This window comes from Salipiger sp. PrR003, from assembly GCF_010500785.1.
Classification (GTDB): Bacteria; Pseudomonadota; Alphaproteobacteria; order Rhodobacterales; family Rhodobacteraceae; genus Salipiger; species Salipiger pacificus_A.
This window is the reverse complement of sequence record NZ_JAAGOV010000025.1, coordinates 18330-44495: the sequence shown is the minus strand read 5'-3', so window position 1 is coordinate 44495 and position 26166 is coordinate 18330. Positions and strand designations below refer to the sequence as shown.

The following is a 26166-nucleotide window of genomic DNA, read 5'->3' as shown; positions in this document are numbered from 1 at the left end:
GCGGACGGCGGCTCGGAAGGCGTGATTAATTCCTGTGCATAGGTGGAGGATTTTGCGAATAAATTAATCGGAAAGTATGAGGAATAGGGGCCTTATCAGGCTAAACCAAGGCGAATGCCTAGCAGATCAGATTCGTGACGGCTGATTTGCCGGTTTTTTGGGCAGACGAAATGGGGTGGAGATCGTTTTTCTACGCGGGGGGCTTTTCCTCTGCCTGCGAAACGGGGAACGTGAGCCTCAGAGCAAAGGGATTGTCATGAGCGCCACGAAGCCAGCGATTTTCAATGAGATGTTGAACGACGAGCAGGTTCGCTCGGCCTATCAGAACCTGGAGAAATGGTATCGGTCGATGCCGGCCGAGTTGCGAAGCCTGAAACAGTCCGAGGCCGAAGCGCTGTTCCGGCGCGTGGGCATCACCTTCGCGGTCTACGGCGAGGGCGGCGACCCGGAACGGCTCATTCCCTTCGACATGTTTCCCCGCGTGATGACCGCCGAGGAGTGGCGCAAGCTCGACCGAGGGGTGCGCCAGAGGGCGGCGGCGCTGAACGCCTTCCTCGCCGATGTCTACGACCGCCGCGAGATCATCCGTGCGGGCAAGATCCCCGAGCACCTGGTGACCAACAACGCGGCCTTCGAGAAGGCCGCCATCGGCTTTCGACCGCCGCGCGGCGTGTTCAGCCACATCGTCGGCGTCGATCTGGTGCGCACCGGGCCCGATCAGTTCTACGTGCTCGAGGACAATTGCCGCACGCCGTCGGGCGTCAGCTACATGCTGCAGAACCGCGAGATCATGATGCGCATGTTCCCGCAGCTCTTCATGGAAAACCGCATACGCCCGGTCGACGGCTACGCCGGCCTGCTTAAGAAGACCCTCGCCTCGGTGGCGCCGCAGAAATGCCAGGGCGAGCCGAACATCGTCATCCTCACTCCGGGCCATTTCAACTCGGCCTATTACGAGCACAGCTTCCTGGCCGACCTGATGGGCGTCGAACTGGTCGAGGGGCAGGATCTTTTTGTCGAGGGCGACTTCGTCTGGATGAAGACCACCGAGGGCCCCAGGAAGGTCGACGTGATCTATCGCCGGATCGACGATGCCTTCATCGACCCGCTGTGCTTCCGTCCCGATTCCATGCTTGGCGTGCCCGGCCTGATGAACGTCTATCGCTCGGGCGGGGTGACCATCTGCTCGGCCCCCGGGGCGGGCGTCGCCGACGACAAGGCGATCTACACCTTCGTCCCCGAAATGATCCGCTTCTACCTCGGCGAGGAACCGATCCTCGAGAACGTGCTGACCTGGCAATGCGCCAAGCCCGACGACTGCAAATACGTGCTCGAGAACCTCTCGGAGCTGGTGGTCAAGGAGGTGCATGGCTCGGGCGGCTACGGGATGCTGGTGGGGCCGAAGTCCGACAAGTCGACCATCGAGTCCTTTGCTGCGAAAATCCGCAAGAACCCCGACAACTACATTGCCCAGCCGACGCTGGCGCTTTCGGCCTGTCCCACCTTTGTCGAGGAGGGGATCGCGCCGCGCCACGTCGATCTGCGCCCCTATTGCCTCGTTGGCGAGACCATCGAACTGGTGCCGGGCGGGCTGACCCGCGTGGCGCTGACCGAAGGTTCGCTCGTGGTGAACTCGTCGCAGGGCGGCGGGGTCAAGGACACCTGGGTATTGGCGGAGTGATCACATGCTGAGCCGGACTGCAGAACATCTCTACTGGATGGCGCGCTACATCGAACGCGCCGAAACCACCGCCCGCCTGCTTGAGGTTGGCGCGCGCAACGCGCTGCTGCCCAATGCCACCGGCGGCTACCGCAACGACTGGGAGGCCGTGCTGCTGGCCAAGGGCACGCTCGAGCCCTTCGTCGAAAAGTACAAGGAACCCAACCAGCGCAATATCGAGACCTGGCTGTTCTTCGATTCCGACAACCCCTCGTCTGTCTATTCTTGCCTCTCCTCGGCGCGCGAGAACGCCCGCGTGGTGCGCACCGCGCTGACGGCGCCGGTCTGGGATGCGATCAATGGCGCCTTTCAGGAACTGCAGCAGCTGCACCGCACCGAGCGCAGCAAGCTGATGGTCACCGATCTGTGCGAATGGACCTTGCGCGCTTGCCAGTTGATCCGAGGCGCCTTCATGTCGACCCAGCTTCGCAATGACGGCTATGATTTCTCGGGCATCGGCACCACCATCGAGCGTGCCGACAACACCGCCCGGCTGATCGACGTCAAATACTACGTGCTGCTGCCGTCGGTGAACTACGTCGGCTCCGGGCTGGACCAAAGCCAATGGGCCTTGCTGCTGCAGTCGATGACCGCGCAGCGGGCCTTCAACTGGAGCTACCAGGGCGAGGTCACCGCCGCCAAGATCGCCCACCTGCTGATCCTCAACCATCGCTTCCCGCGCTCTCTGCGGTCCTGTGTGCAGTGGTATTGCGAACATCTCGACAATCTCGCCGAGAGCTACCAGACTGCCACGGCGGCGCAGGAGGTGGCGCATAGGTTGCTCGACGATCTGCGTGCAGCGAGCGTCGACGAGATCTTCGAGGAGGGGCTGCACGAATTCCTCGCGCGCTTCCTGGCGCGCAACGCCGAGGTCGCGACCACGGTGCAAGAGGTCTACCTGAGCGGAATGCCGGCATGAGACTTTCGATCCGTCATATCACCCGCTACCGGTTTGAAGAGCCGGTGCGCGGCATTGTCCAGTCGCAGAAGCTTTGGCCTGCGAGCTGCGACAACCAGCGCATCCTGTCATGGCATGTCACCTCGCACGGCGGCCAGACCGGGGCGGAGTTCGTCGATGGCGCCGGCGACGTGATCCGCCTTGCCACTTGGCGCGGGCCGCTGACCGAGCTGTCCGTCGAGGTGACGGGCGAGGTCGACACGAGCGATCTTTACGGCGTGCTGCGTGGCCACCGCGAGCGGGTGCCGCCCTCGGCCTACCTGCGCCACACCCGGCAGGTCGAAGCGGATGCCGAGCTGAAGACGCTCTCGGCGGTGGCGCTCAAGGGCATGGAGGGCGCCGGCGCGCTCGACCGCGCCCATGCGCTGAGCCGCGCCGTCTCGGGCGCCATCGCCTATAAGCCGGGCGAGACCAAGCCGCATACAACCGCTTCCGAGGCGCTCTCGGGCGGGGTCGGCGTCTGTCAGGATCACGCCCACGCGTTGATTTCCATCGCCCATGTGGCCGACATGCCGGCGCGCTACGTCACCGGCTACCTGCAGGCGAGCGAGGACGGCAGCCCGCATGAGGCAAGCCACGCCTGGGTCGAGATCTGGGTGCCCGAGCTCGGCTGGGTCGGCTTCGACGCTGCGAACGAATGCTGCCCCGACGAGCGCTACGTGCGGCTTGGCTCGGGGTATGACGCACTCGACGCCGCGCCGATCCGCGGGCTGGTGCAGGGCGCGACACCGGAAGAGCATCTCGAGGTCGAGGTGTCGGTCAGCACGGCGCAGTCGGGTCAGCAGCAGCAGTGATGCGGCGGCGCGCGCGTCAAGACCGGCGCCCGAAATTTGGGCGGCGGCTCACACGGCCCTAACCCTATCCCTTCGTGCAGGATTGCGGGGGCCGAGGCGCGGCGGTATATCGGAGCGCTGACAGTCGGAAGGACCTGGGACAGATGACCTATTGCGTGGGATTGCTGCTGGATGCGGGCGTCGTGCTGCTGTCCGACACGCGCACCAATGCCGGGCTCGACAATATTGCGACCTACCGCAAGATGTTCCTTTTCGAGCAGGAAGGGGATCGCGCCATCGGCATCATGACCGCGGGGTCGCTGTCGATCACGCAGACGGTGATCGCGCGGCTGACCGAGGCCAATGAGGATCCCGACTCGCCGCGCTCGATCCTGCGCGCGCCTGGCATGTTGCAAGTCGCCGAGATCGTCGGCGCCACTCTGTCGGACGTGACCTCCGAGGTGTCCTCGAAGATGGAGCGGATGAACCAGAGTGCGACTGCCTCGATGATCGTCGCCGGTCAGCGCAAGGGCGGCCCGATGCGCATGTTCCTGGTCTACCCCGAAGGCAATTTCATCGAAGCCACACCAGATACGCCCTTTCTGCAGATCGGCGAGCACAAGTATGGCAAGCCGATCCTCGATCGGGTGATTTCCTCTGCGACCACGCTAGCGGACGCCGAGAAGGCGGTCCTGCTGTCGATGGACTCCACCCTGCGATCCAACCTCAGCGTGGGCATGCCGCTCGATTTCGCTGTGATCGAGCGCGATGCGCTGGCGGTGACCCGGCGGCGGCGGATCGAGCCAACGGACGAGGCCTTCCAGAAAATGAGCCATGATTGGTCCGAAGCATTGCGCAACGCCTTCGTCGAGATCGACCCGATCTGATTGGGCGGCCCATCGCCGTCCTCCCATCGCCGCCCTTTGTCAGAACAGGGTCACCTCGGACTGCGGCGGCTTCGGCGGCTGGACCGGCGCCACGGCTTCGATTTCGCCGGGCACGATGAACTGCCGTACCCGCCCATCTGCGGGCCAGAAGCGGATGCGCCGCGCCGAGGTGCCGCCGGTGCTTTCGGAGGCCAGCGGGATCGCCTCGTTCTGTAGGAACTCCTTGGCGAAGGCGACGTTCGAGCCGCCGATATCGCGCAACTGGCTGAGCATGTTCGCCCCGCCGAAGAGCTTGGCGACCAGGCGATTCTTGCGCGCGCCGCATTTCAGCAATCCGTTGATCAGCAGTTCCATCGAATAGGCGCCGTAGCGCACGTTCTCGCCCTCCTTTCCGGCGCGCTGCGGCAGCAGGAAGTGGTTCATCCCGCCGACCCCGGCCTCGACATCGGTCAGGCAGACGGCGACGCAGGAGCCGAGCACGGTCGACAGCACCTCGGAGGGAGAGGAGGAAATTCGGTATTCTCCCTGGATCACGTTCACCAGCTTTTCTGCGGCATCGCTCATCTCGCGGAGGTCCTTCCAATCAGCCCGGCTGGGGCGGTCGCCGAGGCGGGCGTGGCGCAGGCCCGCAGAAGGGCAGGGCCGATCTGCGGCAGGGGCAGGCTGGTCTCCACCGCGCCGAGGTCGCGCGCCGCGCGGGGCATGCCATAGACGATGCAGGTTGCCTCGTCCTGCGCGAAGGTGGTGGCGCCAGCGTCGCGTAGGGCTTTCAATCCCTGTGCGCCGTCCCGCCCCATGCCGGTGAGCAGCGCGGCGACCGCGCGGGGCGCCCCGGGCAGCGCCGAGGTGAAAAGCGCGTCGACCGAGGGCATATGGCCCGAAATCGGCTCGCCCACGCGCAAGGCGATCTTCATCGGGGTCCCCCCCGCGAGGTGAAGGTGCGCCCGGTTGCCCGCGGCGATGACGACCTGACCGTGGTCGACCCGCACCCCATCCTGCGCCGTCCGCACTTGCGCCGCGCATTGCCGGTCGAGGAGCCGGGTCAGGCTCTCGCCGAAGCCGCCCCCGGTGTGCTGGACGATGAAGGTCGGCGGACAATCGGCGGGGAAGCTCGACAGCACGCTCAGCAGCGCATCGACGCCGCCGGTGGAGGCGCCGAGCAGGATGAAGCGGTTGCCGCGCGCGCCGCCCGAGGGCGCGGGCACGGGAGAGGCCGGGACGGAGGGCTGCGGCCCGCGCCGGCGGGTGGTGCGGGTCAGCGAGCGCAGCGTGCCGATCAACTCGTCGACCGGCACGCCCGCATCGACGGCGAAGAGGTCCGAGCGCTTGTCCCAGGGGCTGGCCGGATGCCCCGGCGCCGCGGCCGCGCGCGACTTGATCACCAGCCAGCGCACGTCGAGCGTGGCAAAGAGGGCACGCATCACCTCGAACTCTGGCAACATGGCGAGCCGTTCCCCGATCAGCACGGCCATCGGTTCCTGCTCCTCGACCTCGGTATAGGTGGTCATCAGATCGTGGGTTTCCGACACCAGCGTGATGAAGGCAGAGCTGCGCAGTTCGGCGCCAAGCCGCCGCCGCAGGCTCAGGTCCGGATGGGCCAGGATCAGGGATATCTTCGACATCTGTCTTGTCCTTCATGGCCGGTGGCGCCGAACTCCGTGGCGCTGGGTCGATGCACCTGAGGGCCGCCCAGATGCTGGTGTCTGCCCCGCCGGGGGCGGTGGGCAGTCAGAACAGCTCGGGTGCGTTCGGCTCGAGCCCGTCCCCCTGCGCGCCGCCAAGCCTTTGCCGGAGATCGCGCAGCGGGATCACGTCCAGGGCATCGCGCAGGTCGAGAGCCGCCTCCGTGTCCAGCAGCCTGGCAAGCCGCTCCACGTAGCCGGCGAGCGCATCGGTGGATTGCGCCAGCATGTCGAGTTCCTGAAAAGCGGTGATCGCGACCGATCCGAGGCGCGAATCCGCATTTCCCGAGTAGATGTGCTCCATGCCATGCTCGAGCCGTTCGAGCCGCTGCTGCAGGTGCCTGATCTCGCGCGAGAGCAGCCATGTCGCCTCATTGGCGGTGATCGGAACGGCGCGTGACGTCGACATGGCTTCAGAGCTTTCCCACGACGCTTTCGATGCATTGCTTCATCGCGAGAGAGGTGAAGGGTTTCTTGATCATGTTGTTGAGGCCCAGCTGTTTCGCCTGCGCCACCATGTCGGGTGTGGGCTTGCCGGTCACCAGGATGAAACCGATCTTCTGGGTGGCGCGATTCTGCCGCACGGCTTTCAGCAGGGCCAGTCCATCCATGTTCGGCATGTTGTAATCCGAGAGGACCAGGTGCACCGGGCTTCCGGCCATCCGCGCCAGGGCCTTACTGCCGTCGTTCTCGGTCAGGTAGTTCTTGATGCCGATTTCGTCGAGCGCCTGGGTGATCAGCCCGCGGCTCGTGGCCATGTCGTCGACGACCATGATGCGCAGCGAATCCTTCAAACTCATTTCATTCTCCTAGGTCGGCCGCGCGGGACCGGGGGTGGCGCGCTTGCGGTAGGTGGTCACACCGGCGGTTTCGAACTCCGGTAGGGCGGTGCCCGAGAGGCGTTCGGAATGCCCGATGAAGAGGAAGCCGCCGGCGCGGAGCTTGTCGGCGAGTCGTGACCAGAGCCGCTGTTGTGTCTCCTGGTCGAAATAGATCGCAACGTTGCGGCAGAAGATCGCGTCGAAGGGGCCGGCGAAGGGCCAGTCGCAGATCAAGTTGAGCTCGGCAAAGCTGACCAGGGCCTTGAGTTCCGCGCCCATCTCGACCAAGTCCGGCTCGCCCGGTACGGGCCGCAGCCAGCGGGCACGAAACTCGTCGGGCACTGTGGCGCACTCCTCTGCCGGGTGGCGCCCGGCGCGCGCCTTGCGCAGGATCGCCGGGTCGATGTCCGTCGCCAGAATGCGCATGTCGCGCGCCCCGGGGGGCAGGCCGTCGAGCAGCGTCATGGCGATCGAGAAGGGCTCCTGTCCCGAGGAGCAGCCGGCCGACCAGATGCGGATGCGCTTCTGCGTTGCGAGTTCGGGGACGAGCGCGCTGCGCAGTGTCTCGAAGTGGTGCTTCTCGCGGAAGAAACTGGTGACATTGGTGGTAAGTGCGGAGACCAGTTCGAGCCGTTCCGCGGCCTCCTCCGCGCGGTCGAGCAGCGACATGTAGTCGCGAAATGTCGCGAGCCCGCGGGCGCGCAGTCGCCTTGCGAGGCGGGAATAGACGAGGGGCTTCTTGCTCGAGGCGAGGCTGAGGCCGTACTCGCTCCGCGCAAGGCGGGCGAGCGCCTCGAAATCCGCATCGGTGAAGGCGAACTCCCCCGGCAGGGTGTCGGCGCTGGCAAGGCTCATGCGGCGGCTCCGCCTTCCTGGTCGAGCACCGCGTCGAGATTGACGACGCGCACCATGGACTCGCCGACAGAGATCACGCCGAGAATGGCCTAGCGCGCCGCGTCGGACTTCATGTCAGGGGTTTCCTGTATCGAGGATTTCGCGACCGAGAGGATCTCGGACACGGATTCCACCAGAAGACCTATGGTCGTGCCGCCCGCGGCGGCGACGATCACCACATTGCGCTCGTTGTCCGGCGTTTCACCGAGGCCGAAGCGAGCGGAAAGGTCGAAGATCGGGATCACCGCACCGCGCAGGTTCATCACCCCGAGCACGTCGTCGGGCGTATGCGGCAGCTTGGTCACCGGGGTCCAGCGGCGGATCTCGCGGATTTGCATGATCTCGAGGCAGAAACTCTGGTTTCCCGCCGAGAAGGTGATGAATTCGAACTGCGTCTCAGTCTGTCCCTCGTCGGCGTCAAGCATGGCGAAGCTCCAGTTTCGGGGGGGTTACGGCCGGGAAATAGGGGGCGGCGGGCTGCAGCTTGACCACTTCCTCGGGGTCGAGGATCAGGGCGATCTTGCCATCCCCGAGGATCGTTGCCGCGGACACGCCGGGGATGGCGGCATAGTTGCTTTCGAGGCTCTTGATGACCACCTGACGCTGGTCGTGGATCGCCTCGACCCGCAACGCGGTGAGCCCTTGGCTCTCCGTGCTCACCAGCAGCAGCACGCCGTCTCCCGCCTCCTTCCGCGCGGGGGAGAGACCGAGGTTGAAGGCGACGTCCACGACCGGCACGTAGGCGCCGCGCACAAGGATCACCACGCCCTTGGTGCCCACCGCGTGCAGGTCGCGCTGGCTGGGGCGGATCGTTTCGATGATCGAGGCGATGGGGATCACCATGGTCTGATCCGCGACCGAGATGACGAAGCCGTCCATCACCGCGAGGGTGAGCGGCAGCACGATGGTGAAGGTGGTGCCGGCGCCGGGCGTGGAGGCAATGGAAACCCGCCCGCCGAGCGCGGAAACGGCGTTTTTAACGACATCCATGCCGACGCCGCGGCCCGAGAGGTTCGACACCTCACTCGCCGTGGAGAACCCGGGCAGAAACAGCAGGTTGTCGATCTCGGATTCTGACAGCTCGGCTTCGGGAAGGACAAGGCCCTTCTCGATGGCCTTTTCGAGGATGCGCGCTCTGTTCAGCCCGGCGCCGTCGTCTCCGATCTCGATGAAGACGCTGCCCGAGCGGTGTGAGGCGGAGAGGCGTATGGTTCCAATGGCCTCCTTGCTGGCGGAACTGCGGGCAGCAGGTTTTTCCAGCCCATGATCGACCGCGTTGCGCACCATATGCGTGAGCGGGTCAGCCAGGCGTTCGATCACCGTCTTGTCGACCTCGGTCGAGTCACCGATCGTGACGAGCCGCGCCTTCTTGCCAGTGGCCTCCGCAGCCTCGCGGACAATGCGGGACATGCGCTGGAAGAGGGGCTTCACCGGTTGCGCGCGGATGGCCATGACCCCTTCCTGGATGTCGCGGGCGAGGAGCTTGTAGGCCTCGAGCTCGTTGGTGAGATGGGCGACTGCGGGAAGCTCCAGTTCCTCGATCCGCTGGGAGATCATCGCCTGGTTGATGATCAGCTCGCCCACCGTGTTGATGAGCCGGTCGACCCGTTCGAGGTCGACGCGCAGGGTCGGGCGCGGGCCGCGCGCCTCGCCGCGCTGGGCGTCGCCGCGGGCATCGGCGGGCTCCAACGCGGCGGTGGGACCGTCAAGGTCGAGCGGCGGGGGCGGGGGCGCGAGCCCGGGAAGATCCGGGGCCGGATCGAGGGGCGCGGGCGCCGACCCGCCGTCGTCCTCGCGGATGTCGAGGTCGCAGAGCGACTCGACGAATTCGAAGATTTCGTGCAGCACTGTCTCGGGTTCCGGGGTCTCGAGCTGGAGTCTCCAGGACATCACCGCGCCATTGGGGTCGAAGGCATCGAACTCGGGCAGCGCCGAGAGGTCGGCGGAGACCCGCAGTTCGCCAAGCTCGGCAAGCGCGTCGAACAGCAGAAGGGGCTCGTGTCCGTTGGCATAAAGCGCGGGACTGGGCTTGAAGCGGATGTGGAAGCGGCGCAGGGCGCTCTCCTCGGCGGCGTCGCCGGACCCGTCGAGATCCGCCGGTGCCGCGTCGAAGTCCAGACTGAGGGCATCAAAGCTGAAGCTGTCGTCCTTGTCCGCCTCGCCGAGATAGCTGTCGAGTTCCTTGAGGATGGCGGCCTCGGACTCGGCGTTTGGCTCGCGCTCGTCACGCGCCGCTTCCACGAGGTCGGCAAGCTGGTCGCCGGAGCGGTGGAAGAGGTGCATCAGCTCTGCGTTGACCTTCAGTTCCTGGCTGCGCACCTTGTCCATCACCGTCTCGAAGGTGTGGGCAAAGCTCACCAGCCGGTCGAGGGCGAAGGCCCCTGCGCCGCCCTTGATCGAGTGCACGGCGCGGAACACGGCGTTGACCACATCCATGTCCTCGGGGTCCTGCTCCATCGAGGAAAGCCCCTCGACGAGCGCTTCGAGCAGCTCTTCGCATTCCTCGAAAAACGTATCGCGGATCGAATTTCCCGACATCTCTACACCATGTGTCCTGTGAGCCGGCGCAGCACCGAAACCAGTGATGCGTCGTCGAAAGGTTTCACGATCCAGCCGGTCGCCCCGGCGGCGCGCGCGCGGGCCTTGAGGTCGGCGCCGCTTTCGGTGGTCAGCACGATGATCGGCACCGTCGTGCGGTTGGGACCGCTGCGCAGCGTCTCGATCACGCCGAAGCCGTCCATGTTGGGCATGTTGATGTCGGTGATCACCACATCCGGCTCGACCTCGGAGAATTGTTCGACCCCCTCGACGCCGTCGCAGGCAGAGTGAAACTCGAAGCCGGCGCCTTCGAGCGAGATGCGCAGCAGGTTGCGGATCGTCCGGGAATCGTCGATCGCGAGGACTTTCGTCGTCATTGCAGTGCCTCCTTGCCGTCCGCGAGACCGGGTCCGGCGCCCGCGCCGCTGTCGTCGAAATGGGTGGGCGGCAGACCGAGCCGATCGAGCCCGCCGCGGAACGACTCGCTGATGTCGGTCAGGCGGAAGGCGAGCCCCTCTTGCTGCCATTGCTTCTGCGCCACGAGCAGGATCTGCAGCCGGTGGGCATCGAGCCGAAGAACGTCCCGCACGCTGATCGAAACGGGCATGTGCCGCGCCCCGAGCAGGAAGGGCACGAGGGGGTCTTCGCCATTGCGGTTGCGCCCCGGGTCGAGCACATGGCTGTGAAGCTCAGTCATCGCGAAATCTGTCCTTTGCCAGAGGAGAGCGGGGGCAGCCGCGGCCAGCGGGCTGCCGGTCCCCGTGGGAGTGTTGAGCCTTTGTCCCGAGGCCGGCGGAGGACGCGTGACAGGGCACGCGCAGATCAGGTCCGGACCGCCCCCCAGACTCGCCGGCCGCTCCCGGGACGGGTTCGAGAACTACAGCCGGGGTCTTAACAAAGCGTTCTGGCGCCCGGCCTTTTTGCGCCTCCCCCGGCATTCCGCGAAGACGGCACGGCCAGCGCTTGCATCCGCGGTGCGCAGCGCGCACAAATTCGCGAAAGCGATCTGGCAGGGAGCAGGACGAGATGCGCAACGGTGGTCAATTGGTGGTTGAAAGCCTGATCGCGCTTGGGGCCACGCGGGCTTTCGGGGTTCCGGGAGAGAGCTACCTTGCCGTGCTCGACGCGCTGCATGACACGGCGGGCAAGCTGGACTTCGTGCTCTGCCGTCAGGAGGGCGGCGCGGCGTTCATGGCGGCGGCGCATGGCAAGCTGACCGGCAGCCCGGGGATCTGCATGGTGACCCGCGGGCCGGGGGCGACCAACGCTGCGATCGGCGTGCACACGGCGATGCAGGACAGCGTGCCGATGATCCTGCTGGTCGGCCAGGTGGCCACGGACATGAAAGAGCGCGAGGCCTTCCAGGAGATCGACTACCGGGCCGTCTTCGGCACGATGGCGAAATGGGCGACCGAGATCGAGAACGTCGAGCGCATCCCAGAGATCCTGTCTCGTGCCTGGATCACCGCCACGACCGGCCGGCCCGGCCCTGTGGTCGTCGCGCTGCCAGAGGACGTGCTCATGGCGCAGACCGAAGTCGCGCCGCTGACCGACCCGGTGAAGGTCTACGCGTCCGAGCCCGCCGCCGACGCCGTGCGCGACGCGGTCGCGCTGCTGCAGCATGCCGAGCGGCCGCTGATCGTGATCGGCGGCGCTGAATGGACGGGCCCCGCCCGCGCCGCACTGCAGGGCTTTGCCGAGGCTTCGGACATCCCGATCATCACCTCTTTCCGCTATCAGGACCAGGTTGACAGCGCCTGCGCCTGCTTCTGCGGCGACGCGGGCGTGGGGATGACCGCAGGGGTCAAGGCGCTGCTAAAGGATGCCGACGTGGTGCTGGCGCTGGGAACCCGCTTCGGCGAGAACATGACCGACGGCTACACGCTGCTCGAGGTGCCGACGCCGAAGCAGAAGATCATCCACGTTCATGCCTCGGACCGTGAGATCGGCAAGGTCTACCGCCCTACGGTCGGGGTGCATGCGGACCCCGGGCGCTTCGTCCAGGCGCTGCCCGCCAAGGTGACCGGCAATTGGAAGGCCTGGCGGGCCGAAGCGCGGGCGGCCTATCTTGGCTTCATCGACAAGGCCCCGGCGCAGCCCGGGCCGGTCGACATGGTGGCGGTCTGCAAGCATATGCGCGCGGTGCTGGGCAGCGACGTTGTGCTCACCAATGGCGCGGGCAATTTCACCGTCTGGCCGACCCGCTTCTTCCGCTTCCGGCCCGGCATGCGGCTTCTTGCGCCGCAGTCCGGGGCTATGGGCTACGGCGTGCCGGCGGCCATCGCCGCCAAGCTCGCGCGCCCCGAGGCGACCGTCATCTGCTTTGCCGGGGACGGGGATTTCCAGATGAACGGGCAAGAGCTCTCCTCGGCGCGGCAGGCCGGGGCGGCGGTGATCGTGCTGGTGCTCAACAATGGCACCTATGGCACCATCCGCGCGCACCAGGAACGCGAGTTCCCTGAACGGGTCAGTGGCACCTCGATTGTCAATCCCGACTTCGCGGCGCTGGGGCGGGCCTACGGGATGCATGGCGAACACGTCGCGCACACCGAGGCGTTCGCCGCCGCCTTCGAGCGCGCGCTGGCGGCACCACATGGCGCGGTGCTCGAGCTCGATATCGCTGCCGAAGCGCTGACCCCCTACCGCACGCTCTCGGAGATCCGTGCGGGCGGGCTCGCGGCCAAGTCATGAGTTCGGCGGACCCGGCAGCCGCGTCGGGTCGCCGCCTGTCCGCCCGTGGATCCCTGCGCTGAAAAGCAGGATTCACCCCTTAGTGATAAGCGCTTAGGCGCCGACTCTCACGTCACATGTTGCTGTAATGTTCCGCGCGCGGTAGGAGGCCGGAAAACAACGTACCGAGGCGGCAGCAGATGAAAAGAGAGTACGAAACCATCCTTGGCGCGGTGACCTTCCTGGCGCTGCTGTGCCTGGGCTACGCCTATTATGAGCTGGGTGTGTCGGCGGCCAGCACGCGGGCGCTTCCGGTGATCCTCGCGGGCTATGTCGCGGTGCTGGTGCTGGTGTTCAAGGGGCTGGGGCTGTCGCTGACCCGCTCGCGGCGGCAGGAGCTCACCCGGCACGTGAAGGCCCATGCCCCGGCGCTTTCGCGCAACCTGCGGCTGGCGGTGAAGAAGAACGATTACAACCGGGTGATTGCCGACGAGCGGCACGACATCGTGCTCGAGTTCCTCGACAGCATCGAGCTGTCCTTCGACTATCACCGCATCGAGCCGGCGGTCGTCGACTTCGTCATGGACGAGATCGACCGGATCGAGAACGAGGCGCGGGAAGGCGGCTTTGACGCCGAGGATTACCCGAGCGATCCCACCGAGTTCGAGCATTGGTGCGCCGCGCAACTGCGCCATTTCGGCTGGGACGCGGATGTCACCAAGCGCGGCTACGACCAGGGCATCGACATCGTCGCGCGCAAGGGCGCGCTGGTGATCGGCCTGCAGGTCAAGCGATACAATTCGCCGGTCGGCAACAAGGCCATCCAGGAGGCCTTCACCGGCAAGAATTACTATGGGCTGGCCGGGGCGGGGGTGCTCGCCACCGCCGGGTTCACGCCGAGCGCGCAGCGGCTCGCCGCGACCACCGGGGTGCTTCTGCTGAGCCCGCACGACCTGCCGCGCCTCGATCGCGAATTCGGTGTCGAGAGCTTCACCGAGGCCTGGGCCATGTGATCACGGTCGGCGTGGCTTGCGCGGGCTGCGGAAGACGGCGCCGTTTCTGACCGCCTGTCTTTCGACCCCGGGGTGCTCAGGGCGCGCGGAAGTGGCGGTAGAAGTTGCGGAAGAACCCGTCGGGCGAGAGCCAATCCTCCCAGATTTCCCGCGCCCGCCGCTGCTGGTCGACGAACTGCTCGGCACTGAGCCCGGCATGGTGATCGGCGAGGATCTGCCCCGCCCGCTGGTGCTCGGCTTGGGGAACCCAGACCAGCTCTTTCTGCCAGTCGATCAGGAAGTCGTAGGGAAGAACACAGTTCGTGTCGAGAAACAGCGGCGGCCGGCCGGCCGCCATGATCTCGTAAAAGCGCAGAGAATAGTTCCCGATGCCGCGCACGCAGAGGCTGTAGTCGCTGTCGGCGAGATTGCTCAGAAAGGTCTCGAGCGCGCTCTGCCGTGCGACGGTCTTCTCGTCGGCGGTGGATTTCTGGTCGGCCCCGGCAAAGAAATCGCCGTGCAGCACGAAATGGGTGTCCACGTCGGGGTGATCGAGCAGGGTCTGGACCGCCTGGGCCCGCAGGAACTTGTGCTGGAAGTTCTCCCTCAGGGACGCGGAATGGCCCGACATGCGAATATCGGAGAGATAGGGCAGCGTGGTGCGGGCGAATTGCACGAGACGGGTCTTGGCGGTGGGCCTTTTCACCTGCCCGCAGAAGCCGATCGAGGGGCGCTGCTGTTTCTGGCGTAGCGGGGCGGGGCCGTTGGTGTGATCGGGAACCCAGGCGGGCAGGCCGAATTCGTTCGGCTGCCGGTCCTTCTCGACCGTCGGCGTAAACAGGAGCGCGTTGGCGGCCGGGAACTTGAAGTCGTAGTCGCGCTCGTGGAAAACGACGATCTGCTTACCCGCCTCCGCCGCCTTTTGGGCGAAGCGAAGCGCGACGTTGGTCGTGCCGTCCTGAAGGTAGCGGTGCCATGTGCCTGGCAGAACCACGACGTCGGCCTCGTCCATCGACCCGGCCAGCTCGAAATAACCCAGACCACTTTTCTTGTAGGTGTCGAAGGCATTGGTGTCTGCGGACCAGAATGCCCGCTCTTCGCGCCCGAAAAAGGGCAGCAGCATCGCACATTGCATCGGGTTTGCGGGGGAGGCGAACGCCGGGTCCGTGTAGATCTTCAAACGCATCGACATGGGTCCAATCGTAATCGCGGCGCCAACCTCGGGGCTCGCGGAAAATGACTTCGCAAAAAATCCTTTTGAAGCGCGTGGTTCGCGCAAAAAAGCGCGGCGCTCATCGGAGGTTAGGAAGGCCGATTTTATTTTGCAAGGGGCACTTTGGAAACCGCGGGCCACAGCGGGACGCCTGCCGGAGATCTGCGCCCCGACTGCGCAATCGCCACCGCAGCGAGGCCGCGCGGCCCGGGGGCGGAGGTCCGGGACGAAACGGCGTCGGCTCATCGGGGACAATTCGCCGTGCGCGGCGCGTGACCTCTGGTCATTGGATGCGCGCTTGCTTTAGAGAGGGGGAAATTCTGCGGGAGAGGCGCGATGGACGATCTGGTCAATTCCTTCATGACAGGCCCCGACGAGAAGGGCCGTTTCGGCATCTACGGCGGGCGCTTCGTGTCCGAGACGCTGATGCCGCTGATCCTCGAGCTTGAGGAACAGTACGAGCGCGCCAAGACCGACCAGAGCTTCTGGGACGAGATGGACTGGCTGTGGAAGCACTACGTCGGCCGCCCCTCGCCGCTTTACTACGCCGAGCGGCTGTCCGAGCACCTCGGCGGCGCCAAGGTCTACTTCAAGCGCGACGAGCTCAACCACACCGGCGCGCACAAGATCAACAACGTGCTGGGTCAGATCATCCTTGCCCGCCGCATGGGCAAGACCCGCATCATCGCCGAGACCGGCGCGGGTCAGCACGGTGTGGCGACGGCGACGGTCTGCGCCAAGTTCGGCCTCAAGTGCGTCGTCTACATGGGCGCGCATGACGTCGAGCGCCAGCAGCCCAACGTTTTCCGCATGCGCCTGCTGGGCGCCGAGGTGATCCCCGTGACGTCCGGCCGCGGCACGCTGAAGGATGCGATGAACGATGCGCTGCGCGACTGGGTGACCAACGTGCGCGACACCTTCTACTGCATCGGCACGGTGGCCGGTCCGCACCCCTATCCGGCGATGGTCCGCGATTTCCAGTCGATCATCGGCAAGGAGACCAAGGAACAGATCCTCGAGCAGGAGGGCCGTCTGCCCGACACGATCATCGCCGCCATCGGCGGTGGCTCGAACGCCATGGGTCTGTTCTATCCGTTCCTCGACGACAAGGACGTGAAGATCATCGGCGTCGAGGCCGGCGGCAAGGGCGTCAACGAGAAGATGGAGCATTGCGCCTCGCTCACCGGCGGCCGCCCCGGCGTGCTGCATGGCAATCGCACCTATCTGCTGCAGGACGACGACGGGCAGATCCTCGAGGGGTTCTCGATCTCGGCCGGTCTCGACTATCCGGGTATCGGGCCGGAACACGCCTGGCTGCATGACACCCGCCGCGCCGAATACGTCGCGATCACCGACAAGGAGGCGCTCGAGGCGTTCCAGCTGTCGTGCTCGACCGAAGGCATCATCCCCGCCCTCGAGCCGTCGCACGCGCTGGCCCACGTGATGAAGATCGCGCCCGATCTGCCCAAGGACCACATCATTGTCATGAACATGTGTGGGCGGGGCGACAAGGACATCTTCGCCGTCGCCAAGCACCTCGGTGTCGATATCAGCTGAAGGCTCGAAGCCATTGATTGATCCGGGCGATGCGTCGCCCGGATCTTCTAGTCCTCGCCGCGCCCGGTGCCTTCTCGATTGCCCGCGTAGTGATGGGCGAGCGGCAGCTCCGGCAGCCAGGGCTCGCGCCGGACCGTCCAGTTCTCGTAACTCGGCATCAACTGCCCCGGCGCATCGAGCGCGCCGAGATGCAGCTCCACCTCGTCCCCGTCGATCGCAAAGACCGAGGAGCCGCAGAGCGGGCAGAAGTGCCGCCCCTTGTAGCTTCGGGTTTCTCCGCTCACGGTGACCGCGGCTTCGGGGAACATCGCTGCGGCGTAGAACAGCGCTCCGTGGTGCTTGCGGCAGTCGAGGCAATGGCAGAGGCCGACCCTATAGGGCTGCCCCTCCGCCCGGATGCGGACTGCGCCGCAGAGGCATCCGCCTTCGTAGGTCTCCATTGCGCCGCTCCTCCGGTCAGTGCTTGCACCGGAGGTATCGCCCGGGACGCGCCCGGCAAGACCTGCGCTCAGCGCGCCCGGTGCATCGGCTGGAACACCGGCCCGTCGGGCGTCTGCGCGTGGTAGGCGGTGATGCCGAAGCCCCGCGCCAGCAACGCGTCGGTCAGCACTTCTTCCGGCGGCCCGTCCGCCAGCAGCCGCCCCTCGGCCAGCATCACCAGCCGCGTGCAATGCCGCGCCGCCAAGCCGATGTCGTGCAGCGAGAGCAGAACGCCGTGACCCTCGGCAGCAAGGGCGCCGAAGACCTCCATGGTGGCGATCTGATGCGCCGGGTCGAGCCCCGCCGTGGGCTCGTCAGCCATCAAGAGCGGCGTCTCCTGCGCCAGCGCCCGGGCCAGAAGCGCGCGCGCCTGCTCGCCGCCCGAGAGGTTGGTGGCACGGCGCTTGCGCAAAGACTCGAGGCCCATCTTGGCGATGGCCGCTTCGACCGGGGCCGGCGCGTGATCGCCATGGGGCAGGCGGCCGAGCGCCACGAGGTCCTCGACCTTGACCGGCCAGGCGATTTCGCGCGCCTGCGGCATCCAGGCGACGGCCTTGGCCCGCTGCTGCGGGGTGAGCCGGGACAGGGAGCTGCGCCCGCCCGAGGGGATCAGCCCCAGCGCGGCGCGCATCAGGCTGGTCTTGCCCGCGCCGTTGGGGCCGATGAGGCCGACCACCTCGCGGGCGCCGATCTCCAGCGTGATGCCAGAGAAGACGCTGCGCCCCCGTAAGGTTACGGAGAGATCGTGAAGCGACAGGAGGCTCATGCCCGTTCCCCCCGGCTGCGCCAGACGAGGTGCAGGAAGAAGGGCGCGCCAACCAGTGCGGTCAGCACCCCGAGCTTGAGGTCGCGGTCCGGCGCCACAACCCGCACTGCGATGTCCGCGGCAAGCAGCATGGCCGCGCCGCCCGCCGCCGACGCCCAGAGCAGCGGCCCGGGCCGTCCACCGACGGCACCGCGCAGCAGGTGCGGCACCACCAGCCCGACGAAGCCGATCGCCCCCGCCACCGCGGTCCCCGCGCCCACGACGCAGGCGGTGCCGAACACCACGCGCATCCGAAGCCGCCCGAGGTCAATGCCCATCGAGGAGGCGGCGTCCTCGCCCAGCGTCAGCGCATCGAGCCCGCGCCCCACCCCGGCCAGCAGCAGCACGCCCAGGGCCATGAAGGGCAGCGCCAGCCAGACATGCAGCATCGAGCGGTCGGCGAGCGAGCCCATCATCCAGAAGACGATCTCGCTTGCGGCGAAGGGGTTGGGCGAAAGGTTCAGGACAAGCTGGGTCAGCGCCCCGGCCACCGCCGAAAGCGCCACCCCGGCCAGGATCAGCGTCAGCGTCTCTGCGCGCGGCCCGGCGAGCACGATGAGGATCAGCACGGCCACCACAGCGCCCGCCAGGGCGCTGAGGGGCAGCGCCAGCGCAAAGGCCGCCGACAGCCCGGTCTGGATCGCCAGCACCGCCCCGAGCGCTGCGCTGGCCGAGACGCCCAGCAATCCGGGCTCGGCCAGCGGGTTGCGCAGGTAGCCCTGCATCGCCGCCCCTGCCAGCCCCAGCGTGCCGCCGATCATCAGCGCCAGCAGCACCCGGGGCAGGCGGATCTCGCGCATCACCATGGGTAGTGGGCCGTCCCCGCCGAAGACCAGCGCGCGCAGGCTTTCGGGCAGGCTGACGTCCGCCGGGCCGAGCGACAGCGAGACCGCCGCCAGCGCCAGTACCAGCGGCAGGAGGATCGCGAGGGCGCGGGTCATTCGGTCTCCGTTTCGAGGGCTTTGCGAAACTCCGAGAGCTCCTCGATGGCCTGCAGCACGAAGGGTGTGCCGCAGATCCAGTCGGTTCCGGTGTTGGCGGTGGCAGCTTGGGCGGCGCGCAGTTGGCGGACGACGGGGTGCATCAGGATCTCCTCCGAGCGCGAGGCGCCGGGGTAGGGGCGGGCGGTGATCAGCGCCTCGGGCTGGGCCATGGCCAGCGCCTCGAGAGGCAGCTGACCGCCGCCCCGCGCCCCGGCGATATTGTCGAACCCGGCGGCGAGCAGGATCTCTCCCGCAAGCGTCTGGTCGCCGGTGGTGTAGCCATTGGCGTAGTAGAGCGCGGCAGAGGGGCGGCGGTCCACCTTTTCGCGGAGGGCGGCGAGGCGGGTCTCGAATTCGGCGATCAGCGCCTCGGCGCGCGCCTGCCGGCCCATCGCCTCGCCCAGCGTGCGCAGCCGCGCCGGCACGTCGGCGAGCGAGGTGGCGGGGGCAATCCGCTGCACCCGAGTTCCGAGCCGTTCGAGCATCTGCGCCGCCGCCTGCGCCGTATAGCTGCCGACGATCACGAGGTCCGGTTGCATCAGCCAGACTTCCTCGGCCTGCCCGTGGTTGACCGGGTAGGCCATCGCCGCATCGGCCATGGCCGAACTCATCGGGTCCCGGGCCAGCTTCGAGACCGAGAGCAACTGACCCGGGGCCGCGAGCAGCATCGCCAACTGGTCGGTGCAGAGGTTCATCGACACGACGCGCGCCGGAGCGTCCTGCGCGGTGGCCGGGGACAGGCCCATAGCCGCGAGCAGGGACAGTGGGATCAGCGCGCGCCGCAGCATCAGAAGCTCGCCCTTACGCCGAAATAGGCGGCGCGGTCCGAGGTGCCGTAGCCCTTCACCACCTGGTAGTCCTCGTCGAAGAGGTTCTCGACCCGCAGGTAGAGCTCGGCCTGATCGGTGAGGGCATAGCGCAGGTTCATGTTGGCGACGGTGTAATCGTCCAGCGGCTCGTCGGTATCCTCGAGGCCCGAGACATGCTGCACCGTCAGGCCGGCACGGAAGGCATCGGTCACATCGGCGTCGAGCGACAGCGACAGGTCGTGCAGCGGCACACGGGACAGACGGTCGCCGGTCTGCGCGTCCTTGCTGTCGGTCCAGGTGTAGGCGGCGGCAAGCGACAGCGCCTCGGACAGGTTCACCCCGCCGGTCAGTTCCACGCCCTGCGTCCAGCTGGTGCCGTCGATCTGCACGTAATTTGGGTAGTTGTAGTCAATGAGGTCGGTGATCTCGGTGCGGAAGAGGGTCGCGCCGAGGTAGCCCGCGCCGAAGCGCTGTTCGACGCCGAGCTCGTAGCTCACCGAGGTCTCGGGCTCGAGAACCGGGTTACCCGAGCCGGTTGAGTAGAGCTCGTAGGGAGAGGGCGCGCGGAAGCCCGTGCCGACGCTGGCACGCAGCGTGAGGTCGGGGTTCGGAAGGTAGGCCAGCGAGATTCGGCCCGTGGTCTTGCCGCCGAATTCGGAGTGGTCGTCGTGGCGCAGGGCGGTGACCAGTTCCAGCTTGTCGCTCAGGTGCCAGTCGGCCTGTGCCCAGATTCCGATGGTCGCGTAGTCGCCTTCGCTGTCACCCCATGCGCTGAGTACCTCGAACTCCTCGCGCATGTAATCGGCGCCGAAGGTGAGGGTTGCGGCGCCGAGTCCGGTCTGGCCCTCGTAGCCGAGACCGCGGCGCTGGCCGAGATAGTCAGTATCCGACCCCTCGTAGGTGTCGGTGCGGTCGGTCTCGAAGACCTGCGCCGAGAATTCGTGGCGGACGCCGCCGGTTTCCACGCGCGCGAAAGCCCGCGCGCCGTATTGCTCGCCCTCAACCTTCTCGTCGTGCGTGACGCCGTCCGTCGGGCCGAACTCGTCGTAATCGTGGCTGCTTTTTTCCCAGAAGGCCGCGCCGCCCAGGGTCACCGTGTCGGTCAGCGCGTAGTCGCCCGAGAAGCTAAGACGGGTGGCCTCGTGACCGTCGGCCTCGTCGTTGCCGTCGTCTTCGTCGGCGGCGGAATAGCCGTCGGTCTTGATGTAACTCAGCGACGAGGCGAAACTGCCGCGCGTGCCAAGGTAGCTGAGGTTGTAGCCCAGCTTGCGGGTGTCATAGCTGCCGTATTCGGCTTCGACGCTCTGGCTTAGCCCTTCCTCGGTGGCGCGGTTGGTGGTGATGTTCACCACGCCGCCGATCGCCTCGGAGCCGTAGAGCGCCGATTGCGAGCCCTTCAGCACCTCGATGCGACTGATGCCGCCGGTGGTCAGCGTGCCGAAGTCGTATTGGATCTGAGGCGCCGAGGTGTCGGTGACGTCGATACCATCGATGTAGACGCCAACATATCGGCTCGAGAGGCCGCGAATGCGCATGTAGGTGAGCCCGCCGATACCGCCGTTACGCGATACGCTGACGCCGGGCAGCCGCGCGAGGTGGTCGGCGAGCAGCGTCTCGCCGCTTTGCTCGAGGTCTTCCTTGGTGACCACCTCCACCGTCACCCCGCTGCGCGCAAGCTCGGTGCTTTCGCCGCGGTTGGCGCTGAGGGTCAGCGTGCCGAGGTCGGTGGCCTCCTGCGCGAAGGCGGTGCCCGTGAGGCCGAGCGTGGTGAGGGCGGTGGCTGTGAAGAGCGCTGCGCGCTGCGTTGGCTTCATGGTCCCTTTTCCGTTCTTTTCTTGTCGCCGGAAGGGAGTCCCCTGCCGCAGACGGTTAGCGTGATGCCACCTCTACGGAAGGTCCGTCGCCCGCGGCGCTCCCCGCGCCGGGACTGGGTGATCGGCTTCGGCAGGTCTCCTGACTCGCGGGTCATCGCTTGGCCGGGTCTTCCCGCCCCGAAAGGCAGTGACTTAGGTCCGGCGTCGCTCTCCGCCTACAGTTGCGGGGGCAGTCACGGAGTTGGGCAGGCCGCCCGCACCGCATTCCCTATTCACCGGGCAGCAAGCCGCCCGGAACCGAAGCAGGGACGGCATAGCGACTCGCCGCGCGTCGCGCAATGATCAGAAACGGTCGGACACCTTGAGGCGCGCGGGCTCAGCTCCGCAGCCCGTCCAGGACCGGCTGGCGCAGCACCACGGCGGCGGGCAGCAGGGACAGCAGCAGGGCGAGCGAGACGAAGCCGGCCAGCAGGTGCAGCTCGGTCCAGCCCGGCAGGGCCGAGATCGCGATGTCGGTGCGGGCGCTCAGCACGCGCGACAGCAGCCCCGCCGCGCCCCAGCCAACCGCCAGTCCGAGCAGCGCCCCCGCGAGCAGCAGCACCGCGCAGAAGGCCCAGACCGTGGCGAAGACGAAGCGCCGGGGCGCGCCGAGCGCGCGCAGCAGCGCGATCTGGCGGCGGAAGAGGCGGGTGAGGATGAAGAGCCCGGTGAGCACGCTCGCCGCCACCAGCCCCTGGGTGACCAGCGCCATCACCGACATCGCCTGGCGCACGTCGCCGATCACTCGGTAGAGCCGCGAAAGCACCGCGCCGGGGAAGAAGGCCATGGTTTCGCCGTCCCGGGTGAACTCGGAACGCAGCGCGTAATTGGCCCAGAGCTCCTGCGCTCGCACCACCACGGCGGGGGTGCCGGGAAAATACTCGGGATCGAAGGGCGGGCCGATCCGGGCCTCATTGTCCGGCGCGTGGCCGTTGGCGAGCCCGTGGATTTCCCAGACGTATTCGACCGGGATCAGGATCGCCCGATCCCAGGGCGTGCCGGTGGGCGCCATGCGGCCGACCACGGTGATGGCTGCGCCATGGTCGTGGTCGTGGGCCTCGTCGTGGTGAGTGTCTCCATCATGGTCCTCTGCCCCTACCGCCTCGTGGCTGCCGCCATGCGCCTCGGGATCGGCAGCGTCGCCGGTGCCATGCGCGGGGGTGAAGCCTGCGCCGATCTCCAGCGGCACCAGCGCGCCGATCACCGCCTCGGCGTGATCCTCCCAGAGCCGCCCCTCAATCCGGTCCTCGGAAAGATGGCGCAGGAAGTCCGCGGTCGTGCCGACCACCGGCGCGCTGCCGTAGCTGTCTCCGAACGCCAGCGGCGCGGCGATGGAGACCTGCGGGTGACCGGCGATCTCGGCGTAGGCGGTGCCCGAAACCAGCCCCATGTCCGAGGGCTGCAGGAAGACCGAGGCGAAGAGGGCAGTCAGCTCGCTGCCCGGCGCCGCGACGATGACGTCGAACTTGTCCGCCGCCTGCGCTGTGCCGCGGCGCAGCCCGCGCTCCTGCGCCAGCAGCCCGATGCCCATGCCGGTCGAGATTCCGATGAGCAGCACGAAGAGCCCCGTGCTCCAGCGAAAGCGCCCGAGAAAGCCGCGCAGCAGCGGCCAGGGGGCATAGCCGCGCAGGACGAGGAGCCCGGTGATGAGCGCGGGCAGAAGCAGGAGCGCCAGCAGCGCGACGTCCTGAGCCAGCGCCGGGAGGGAGTCCCATATCAGGCGCATGCGGCCCCCTCGTCGGCCAGCAGTTGCCCGCCAGAGATGGTCAGCACCCGGTCCATGCGCGCCAGCAGCGCCGCGTCGTGGCTGACTGCGATCAGCGTTGTGCCCTGGGTCCGGACGAGCTGCACGAGGTCGTCGATCAGCCGGTCCGCAGTGCCGCGGTCGAGGCTGGCAGTGGGCTCGTCGGCCAGCAGAACCGGGGCTTCGGCCGCCATGGCGCGGGCGATGGCGACGCGCTGGCGCTCGCCGCCGGAGAAGCTGGTGACGCCGCGGCCCATTTCGGTCAGCCCCAGCGCCGCGAGCCGGGCCTGCGCGCGGGTGCGCAGCGCCTCGCGTTCGGCACGGGGGCGAAAGAGCGCGGTCAGCGCGGCGTTGTCGAGCGCGCCAAGCTCTTCGAAGAGCATGAAATCCTGGAAGATCATGCCGATATTGGCAGCGCGGAAGCGGGCGCGGCCCTCGGGGGTGAGCGCCAGAAGCTCGGTCTCGCCCCAGCGCACAGACCCTTCGGCGCGGTCCAGCAGCCCGGCGAGGGCGTAGAGCAGCGTGGTCTTGCCCGCGCCCGAGACGCCTCGGATGCTGATCAGCGCAGCGGGCGCTGCGTCGAGGGCAGGCAGGTCGAGCAGCAGGCGGCCGCGCGGGCTGTGCAGCCGCAGGTCCTTGACAACAAGGGGCAGGGACATGGGCGGCTCAGCCGTAGGTCGCATCGACAAGCCGCATCAGGCTGACGAAGCCGGTGTCGGGATCGGTGTAGGCGCCGAGCTCCAGCACTCCGCTGGTGACGATTTTGACGTTGAAGGGCCTCAGCTCGACCACGCGTTTTGCGTAGACCGCGATGATGTCATTGGGCCATTCGGCCTCGGTCTCGCAGAAGGGGCAGACGGCCATGGGCATCTTGGTGAGCACGAAGAAGCGGCTCTCGGCCTTGAGTGGGGGCGCCATGAACCCCTCGACTTCCAGCCTCTGGCCGGCGCTCTGCTGGGCGAGTTCGGAAAGGCCGCGGCCCTTGGTCTGGTAGAGCTCGCGCAGCTTCAAAGGATCGGCCGCGGCGGGCGCTGTGAGACAGGGGGTGGCGAGCGTCGAGGCGAGGAACGTTCGGCGGGTGAACATGGCGAGAGGCTTTCGAGCGGGAACGGCGACGGGGGCGGACAGTCCGCCCCCGCCAAATCTGTCAGAAGAAGATCACTCGGCGGTGACGGCGTGGTGCATCACGTGGAAGATCACGTTCTGCTCGATGGTGCCGTCGAAGAGATGCGCCCAGGGGCCTTTGGCATAGACCGCGACATCCTCGCCCGAGTGGCTTTCCGAGGACTTGGGGATCAGCGCCTGCTGCACGTAGTCGATGTCGGTGGCCTCTTCCTGGGTCAGCTCGGGGCGCGAGCCGGAGTAGTCGTTCTCGCCCTCGCCCTTGGTCAGCACCGAGCCGGCGCCGTTGAGGTAGCCCACCACGGTGTAGGGCTTGCCGTCATCGGCCAGCACCAGCTCGTCCGAGTGCATCTCGCCGGTCTTTGCGACGTCGTAGCACAGGCCCTCGATCGGCGTGCCGCGGCCGCAGTAGCCGTTGAAGGCGATCGAGTGCTCGTGGTCGGCGGTGACGATGATCAGCGTGTCGGCGTCGTCGGTCAGCTCGTCGGCCATGGCCACGGCGTCGGCAAAGGCCATGCCGTCGATCATCGTGCGCTTGGCGTTGCCGGCGTGGTTGGCGTGATCGACCCGGCCCGCCTCGATCTCGAGGTAGTAGCCGTTCTCGTTGCTGCTGAGGTACTCGATCGCGGCCTTGGTCATCTCGGCCAGCGAGGGCTCGTCATCCTCGGCGCGGTCGGCCTCGTACTCCATGTGGCTGTCGTTGAAGAGCGCCAGCACCGTCGCGGAGCCGTCGAGGCTCAGGCCGTTGAAGGTTTCTGTGTTCCAGGCGTATTGCGCGCCCATGCCGGTGGCGGTTTCGATCAGGTTAACGCCATCCGGGCGGTGGCCCTTGCCGCCCTCGTCGAGGGTCACGTCGGTGCCGGCGAAGTAGCGGCGGCCGCCGCCCATGGCGAGGTCCACGACACCGGCTTCCATCTGGTCGATCAGCTGGCTGGCGATGTCCTTCTGGGCGGTGCAGCCCTCGGGGACCTCGTCTTCCCAGTTGCGGTTGGCGGTCTTGGCGTAGACGCCCGCCGGGGTGGCGTGGGTCAGCCGCGCGGTCGAGATGACGCCCACCGACTTGTCCATGCCAGTGACGATCTCGGCGAAGGTGGTCAGCTCGTTGCCGGCCACGGTCGAGCAATCGTCATGGATCGCGTCGCCGCCGAGGTTGATCAGGTTGAAGCGCTGCTTCACGCCTGTGTTCATCGCCCCCGCGGTCGGGGCCGAGTCCGGGGTCTGGGCGTTGATGTTGTAGGTCTTCACCAGGGCGCTGTGGAAGTCCGGCGTCTCGTAGGGCAGCACGTGCTCTTCGCCGAGTTGGCCTTGCTGCTGGCCGGCAAAGAGGCGGGTGGCGTAGTTGGTGCCGACGCCGTTGCCGTCAGCGACGAGCAGGATGACGTTCTTGGCGCGGCCGGTGTTCATCTCGCGGTCGATGATGGCCTGGATGGCCTCCTGGCCGGCGGTGAACCAGGCGTCATTGGCCTGCGGGATGTCCTGCGCTGCAGTGCTCCCTGCGGCGAGGATCAGGGCGAGCGAGGTGGTGGAGAAGATCGTTTTCACGACAGGGATGCTCCGAAGTCTGAAGGGCGGGGCCCGTTGCACGGTTGAGGGTGTCGGGCGCTTCAGACAGGAGCGGGATAACAGTCGCGTGATGATTTCATGACACCTGTGCGACAGTTTGCG

The 26166-nt window shown here is 67.1% G+C and carries 25 protein-coding genes, 1 pseudogene and 1 riboswitch; of the genes and pseudogenes, 7 read left to right on the top strand and 19 right to left on the bottom strand.

The window, feature by feature from the left end:
- Positions 1-256: 256 nt before the first annotated feature.
- The 4 genes from G0D83_RS03115 (at position 257) to G0D83_RS03100 (ending at position 4338) form a co-directional block, all read left to right on the top strand.
- Positions 257-1681 carry a circularly permuted type 2 ATP-grasp protein gene (locus tag G0D83_RS03115; protein ID WP_164189429.1) on the top strand — a complete coding sequence of 475 codons (1425 nt, stop codon included), beginning with the start codon at positions 257-259 and terminating at the stop codon, positions 1679-1681.
- Between the two features lie 4 nt (positions 1682-1685).
- Positions 1686-2639 carry an alpha-E domain-containing protein gene (locus tag G0D83_RS03110; RefSeq protein WP_108968469.1) on the top strand — a complete coding sequence of 318 codons (954 nt, stop codon included), beginning with the start codon at positions 1686-1688 and terminating at the stop codon, positions 2637-2639.
- Positions 2636-3472, top strand: a complete 837-nt coding sequence (locus tag G0D83_RS03105) for a transglutaminase family protein (RefSeq protein WP_164189427.1) — start codon at positions 2636-2638, stop codon at positions 3470-3472. Before G0D83_RS03110 ends, G0D83_RS03105 begins: the two co-directional genes overlap by 4 nt.
- A gap of 143 nt (positions 3473-3615) precedes the next feature.
- Positions 3616-4338 carry a peptidase gene (locus G0D83_RS03100; protein WP_164189425.1) on the top strand — a complete coding sequence of 241 codons (723 nt, stop codon included), beginning with the start codon at positions 3616-3618 and terminating at the stop codon, positions 4336-4338.
- A 39-nt stretch (positions 4339-4377) separates the two neighbouring features.
- Here the strand turns inward: G0D83_RS03100 and G0D83_RS03095 are convergent, their stop codons facing one another.
- From G0D83_RS03095 to G0D83_RS03055, 9 genes and pseudogenes are all read right to left on the bottom strand, one after another.
- The gene (locus tag G0D83_RS03095; protein ID WP_108968475.1) at positions 4378-4902 is read right to left on the bottom strand and encodes a chemotaxis protein CheD; all 525 of its coding nucleotides are present in this window, start codon (positions 4900-4902) and stop codon (positions 4378-4380) included.
- A complete protein-coding gene (locus G0D83_RS03090; RefSeq protein ID WP_164189423.1) occupies positions 4899-5960 on the bottom strand; it encodes a CheB methylesterase domain-containing protein in 1062 nt (353 codons plus the stop codon). Before G0D83_RS03090 ends, G0D83_RS03095 begins: the two co-directional genes overlap by 4 nt.
- A 106-nt stretch (positions 5961-6066) precedes the next feature.
- Positions 6067-6429: a chemotaxis protein gene (locus G0D83_RS03085; RefSeq protein ID WP_164189420.1), complete on the bottom strand. Its 363-nt coding sequence runs from the start codon at positions 6427-6429 to the stop codon at positions 6067-6069.
- A gap of 4 nt (positions 6430-6433) precedes the next feature.
- Entirely contained in the window at positions 6434-6820 is a 387-nt protein-coding gene (locus tag G0D83_RS03080) for a response regulator (RefSeq protein WP_164189418.1), read from the bottom strand.
- Positions 6821-6829: 9 nt separating this feature from the next.
- Positions 6830-7696: a protein-glutamate O-methyltransferase CheR gene (locus G0D83_RS03075; RefSeq protein ID WP_164189416.1), complete on the bottom strand. Its 867-nt coding sequence runs from the start codon at positions 7694-7696 to the stop codon at positions 6830-6832.
- Positions 7693-8160, bottom strand: a pseudogene (locus G0D83_RS03070) (chemotaxis protein CheW). The gene G0D83_RS03075 and the pseudogene G0D83_RS03070 overlap by 4 nt, the downstream one beginning before the upstream one ends.
- Positions 8153-10273, bottom strand: coding sequence for a chemotaxis protein CheA (locus tag G0D83_RS03065; RefSeq protein WP_164189414.1), 2121 nt, complete (start codon positions 10271-10273; stop codon positions 8153-8155). Before G0D83_RS03065 ends, G0D83_RS03070 begins: the two are co-directional and overlap by 8 nt.
- A gap of 2 nt (positions 10274-10275) precedes the next feature.
- Positions 10276-10650 (bottom strand): response regulator, encoded by a 375-nt coding sequence (locus tag G0D83_RS03060; protein ID WP_095882021.1) that lies wholly within the window; start codon positions 10648-10650, stop codon positions 10276-10278.
- The gene (locus tag G0D83_RS03055) at positions 10647-10970 is read right to left on the bottom strand and encodes a hypothetical protein (protein WP_164189412.1); all 324 of its coding nucleotides are present in this window, start codon (positions 10968-10970) and stop codon (positions 10647-10649) included. Before G0D83_RS03055 ends, G0D83_RS03060 begins: the two co-directional genes overlap by 4 nt.
- Positions 10971-11299: 329 nt before the next feature.
- Here G0D83_RS03055 and G0D83_RS03050 point away from each other — a divergent pair, with 329 nt between their 5' ends.
- Together G0D83_RS03050 and G0D83_RS03045 are read left to right on the top strand one after the other, a co-directional pair.
- Positions 11300-12964 carry a thiamine pyrophosphate-dependent enzyme gene (locus G0D83_RS03050; protein WP_164189410.1) on the top strand — a complete coding sequence of 555 codons (1665 nt, stop codon included), beginning with the start codon at positions 11300-11302 and terminating at the stop codon, positions 12962-12964.
- A gap of 179 nt (positions 12965-13143) precedes the next feature.
- Complete coding sequence (locus G0D83_RS03045) at positions 13144-13956, top strand: restriction endonuclease (RefSeq protein ID WP_108968493.1); 813 nt, start codon at positions 13144-13146, stop codon at positions 13954-13956.
- Between the two features lie 76 nt (positions 13957-14032).
- Here the strand turns inward: G0D83_RS03045 and G0D83_RS03040 are convergent, their stop codons facing one another.
- Complete coding sequence (locus tag G0D83_RS03040) at positions 14033-15127, bottom strand: exostosin family protein (protein WP_164189408.1); 1095 nt, start codon at positions 15125-15127, stop codon at positions 14033-14035.
- A 357-nt stretch (positions 15128-15484) separates the two neighbouring features.
- On the opposite strand from G0D83_RS03040, the gene trpB reads away from it, so the two are divergent.
- Positions 15485-16705 carry a tryptophan synthase subunit beta gene (gene trpB / locus G0D83_RS03035; RefSeq protein ID WP_164189405.1) on the top strand — a complete coding sequence of 407 codons (1221 nt, stop codon included), beginning with the start codon at positions 15485-15487 and terminating at the stop codon, positions 16703-16705.
- Between the two features lie 47 nt (positions 16706-16752).
- Here the strand turns inward: trpB and G0D83_RS03030 are convergent, their stop codons facing one another.
- The 9 genes from G0D83_RS03030 to G0D83_RS02990 form a co-directional block, all read right to left on the bottom strand.
- Entirely contained in the window at positions 16753-17145 is a 393-nt protein-coding gene (locus tag G0D83_RS03030; protein WP_164189403.1) for a GFA family protein, read from the bottom strand.
- A 68-nt stretch (positions 17146-17213) separates the two neighbouring features.
- Positions 17214-17951 (bottom strand): ABC transporter ATP-binding protein, encoded by a 738-nt coding sequence (locus G0D83_RS03025; protein ID WP_164189401.1) that lies wholly within the window; start codon positions 17949-17951, stop codon positions 17214-17216.
- Positions 17948-18931 (bottom strand): iron ABC transporter permease, encoded by a 984-nt coding sequence (locus G0D83_RS03020; RefSeq protein ID WP_164189399.1) that lies wholly within the window; start codon positions 18929-18931, stop codon positions 17948-17950. The genes G0D83_RS03025 and G0D83_RS03020 overlap by 4 nt, the downstream gene beginning before the upstream one ends.
- A complete protein-coding gene (locus tag G0D83_RS03015) occupies positions 18928-19761 on the bottom strand; it encodes an ABC transporter substrate-binding protein (RefSeq protein ID WP_164189397.1) in 834 nt (277 codons plus the stop codon). Before G0D83_RS03015 ends, G0D83_RS03020 begins: the two co-directional genes overlap by 4 nt.
- Positions 19761-21596, bottom strand: coding sequence for a TonB-dependent siderophore receptor (locus G0D83_RS03010; protein WP_164189395.1), 1836 nt, complete (start codon positions 21594-21596; stop codon positions 19761-19763). Before G0D83_RS03010 ends, G0D83_RS03015 begins: the two co-directional genes overlap by 1 nt.
- Before the next feature lie 111 nt (positions 21597-21707).
- A riboswitch (cobalamin riboswitch) is annotated at positions 21708-21913 on the bottom strand.
- Positions 21914-21972: 59 nt separating this feature from the next.
- On the bottom strand, positions 21973-23361 hold the full coding sequence (locus tag G0D83_RS03005) for an FtsX-like permease family protein (RefSeq protein ID WP_164189393.1): 1389 nt from the start codon (positions 23359-23361) through the stop codon (positions 21973-21975).
- Complete coding sequence (locus tag G0D83_RS03000) at positions 23352-24038, bottom strand: ABC transporter ATP-binding protein (protein WP_164189391.1); 687 nt, start codon at positions 24036-24038, stop codon at positions 23352-23354. Before G0D83_RS03000 ends, G0D83_RS03005 begins: the two co-directional genes overlap by 10 nt.
- Before the next feature lie 7 nt (positions 24039-24045).
- Positions 24046-24465 (bottom strand): hypothetical protein, encoded by a 420-nt coding sequence (locus G0D83_RS02995; RefSeq protein WP_164189389.1) that lies wholly within the window; start codon positions 24463-24465, stop codon positions 24046-24048.
- Positions 24466-24537: 72 nt separating this feature from the next.
- Positions 24538-26043: an alkaline phosphatase gene (locus G0D83_RS02990; protein WP_164189387.1), complete on the bottom strand. Its 1506-nt coding sequence runs from the start codon at positions 26041-26043 to the stop codon at positions 24538-24540.
- Between the last annotated feature and the right edge of the window lie 123 nt (positions 26044-26166).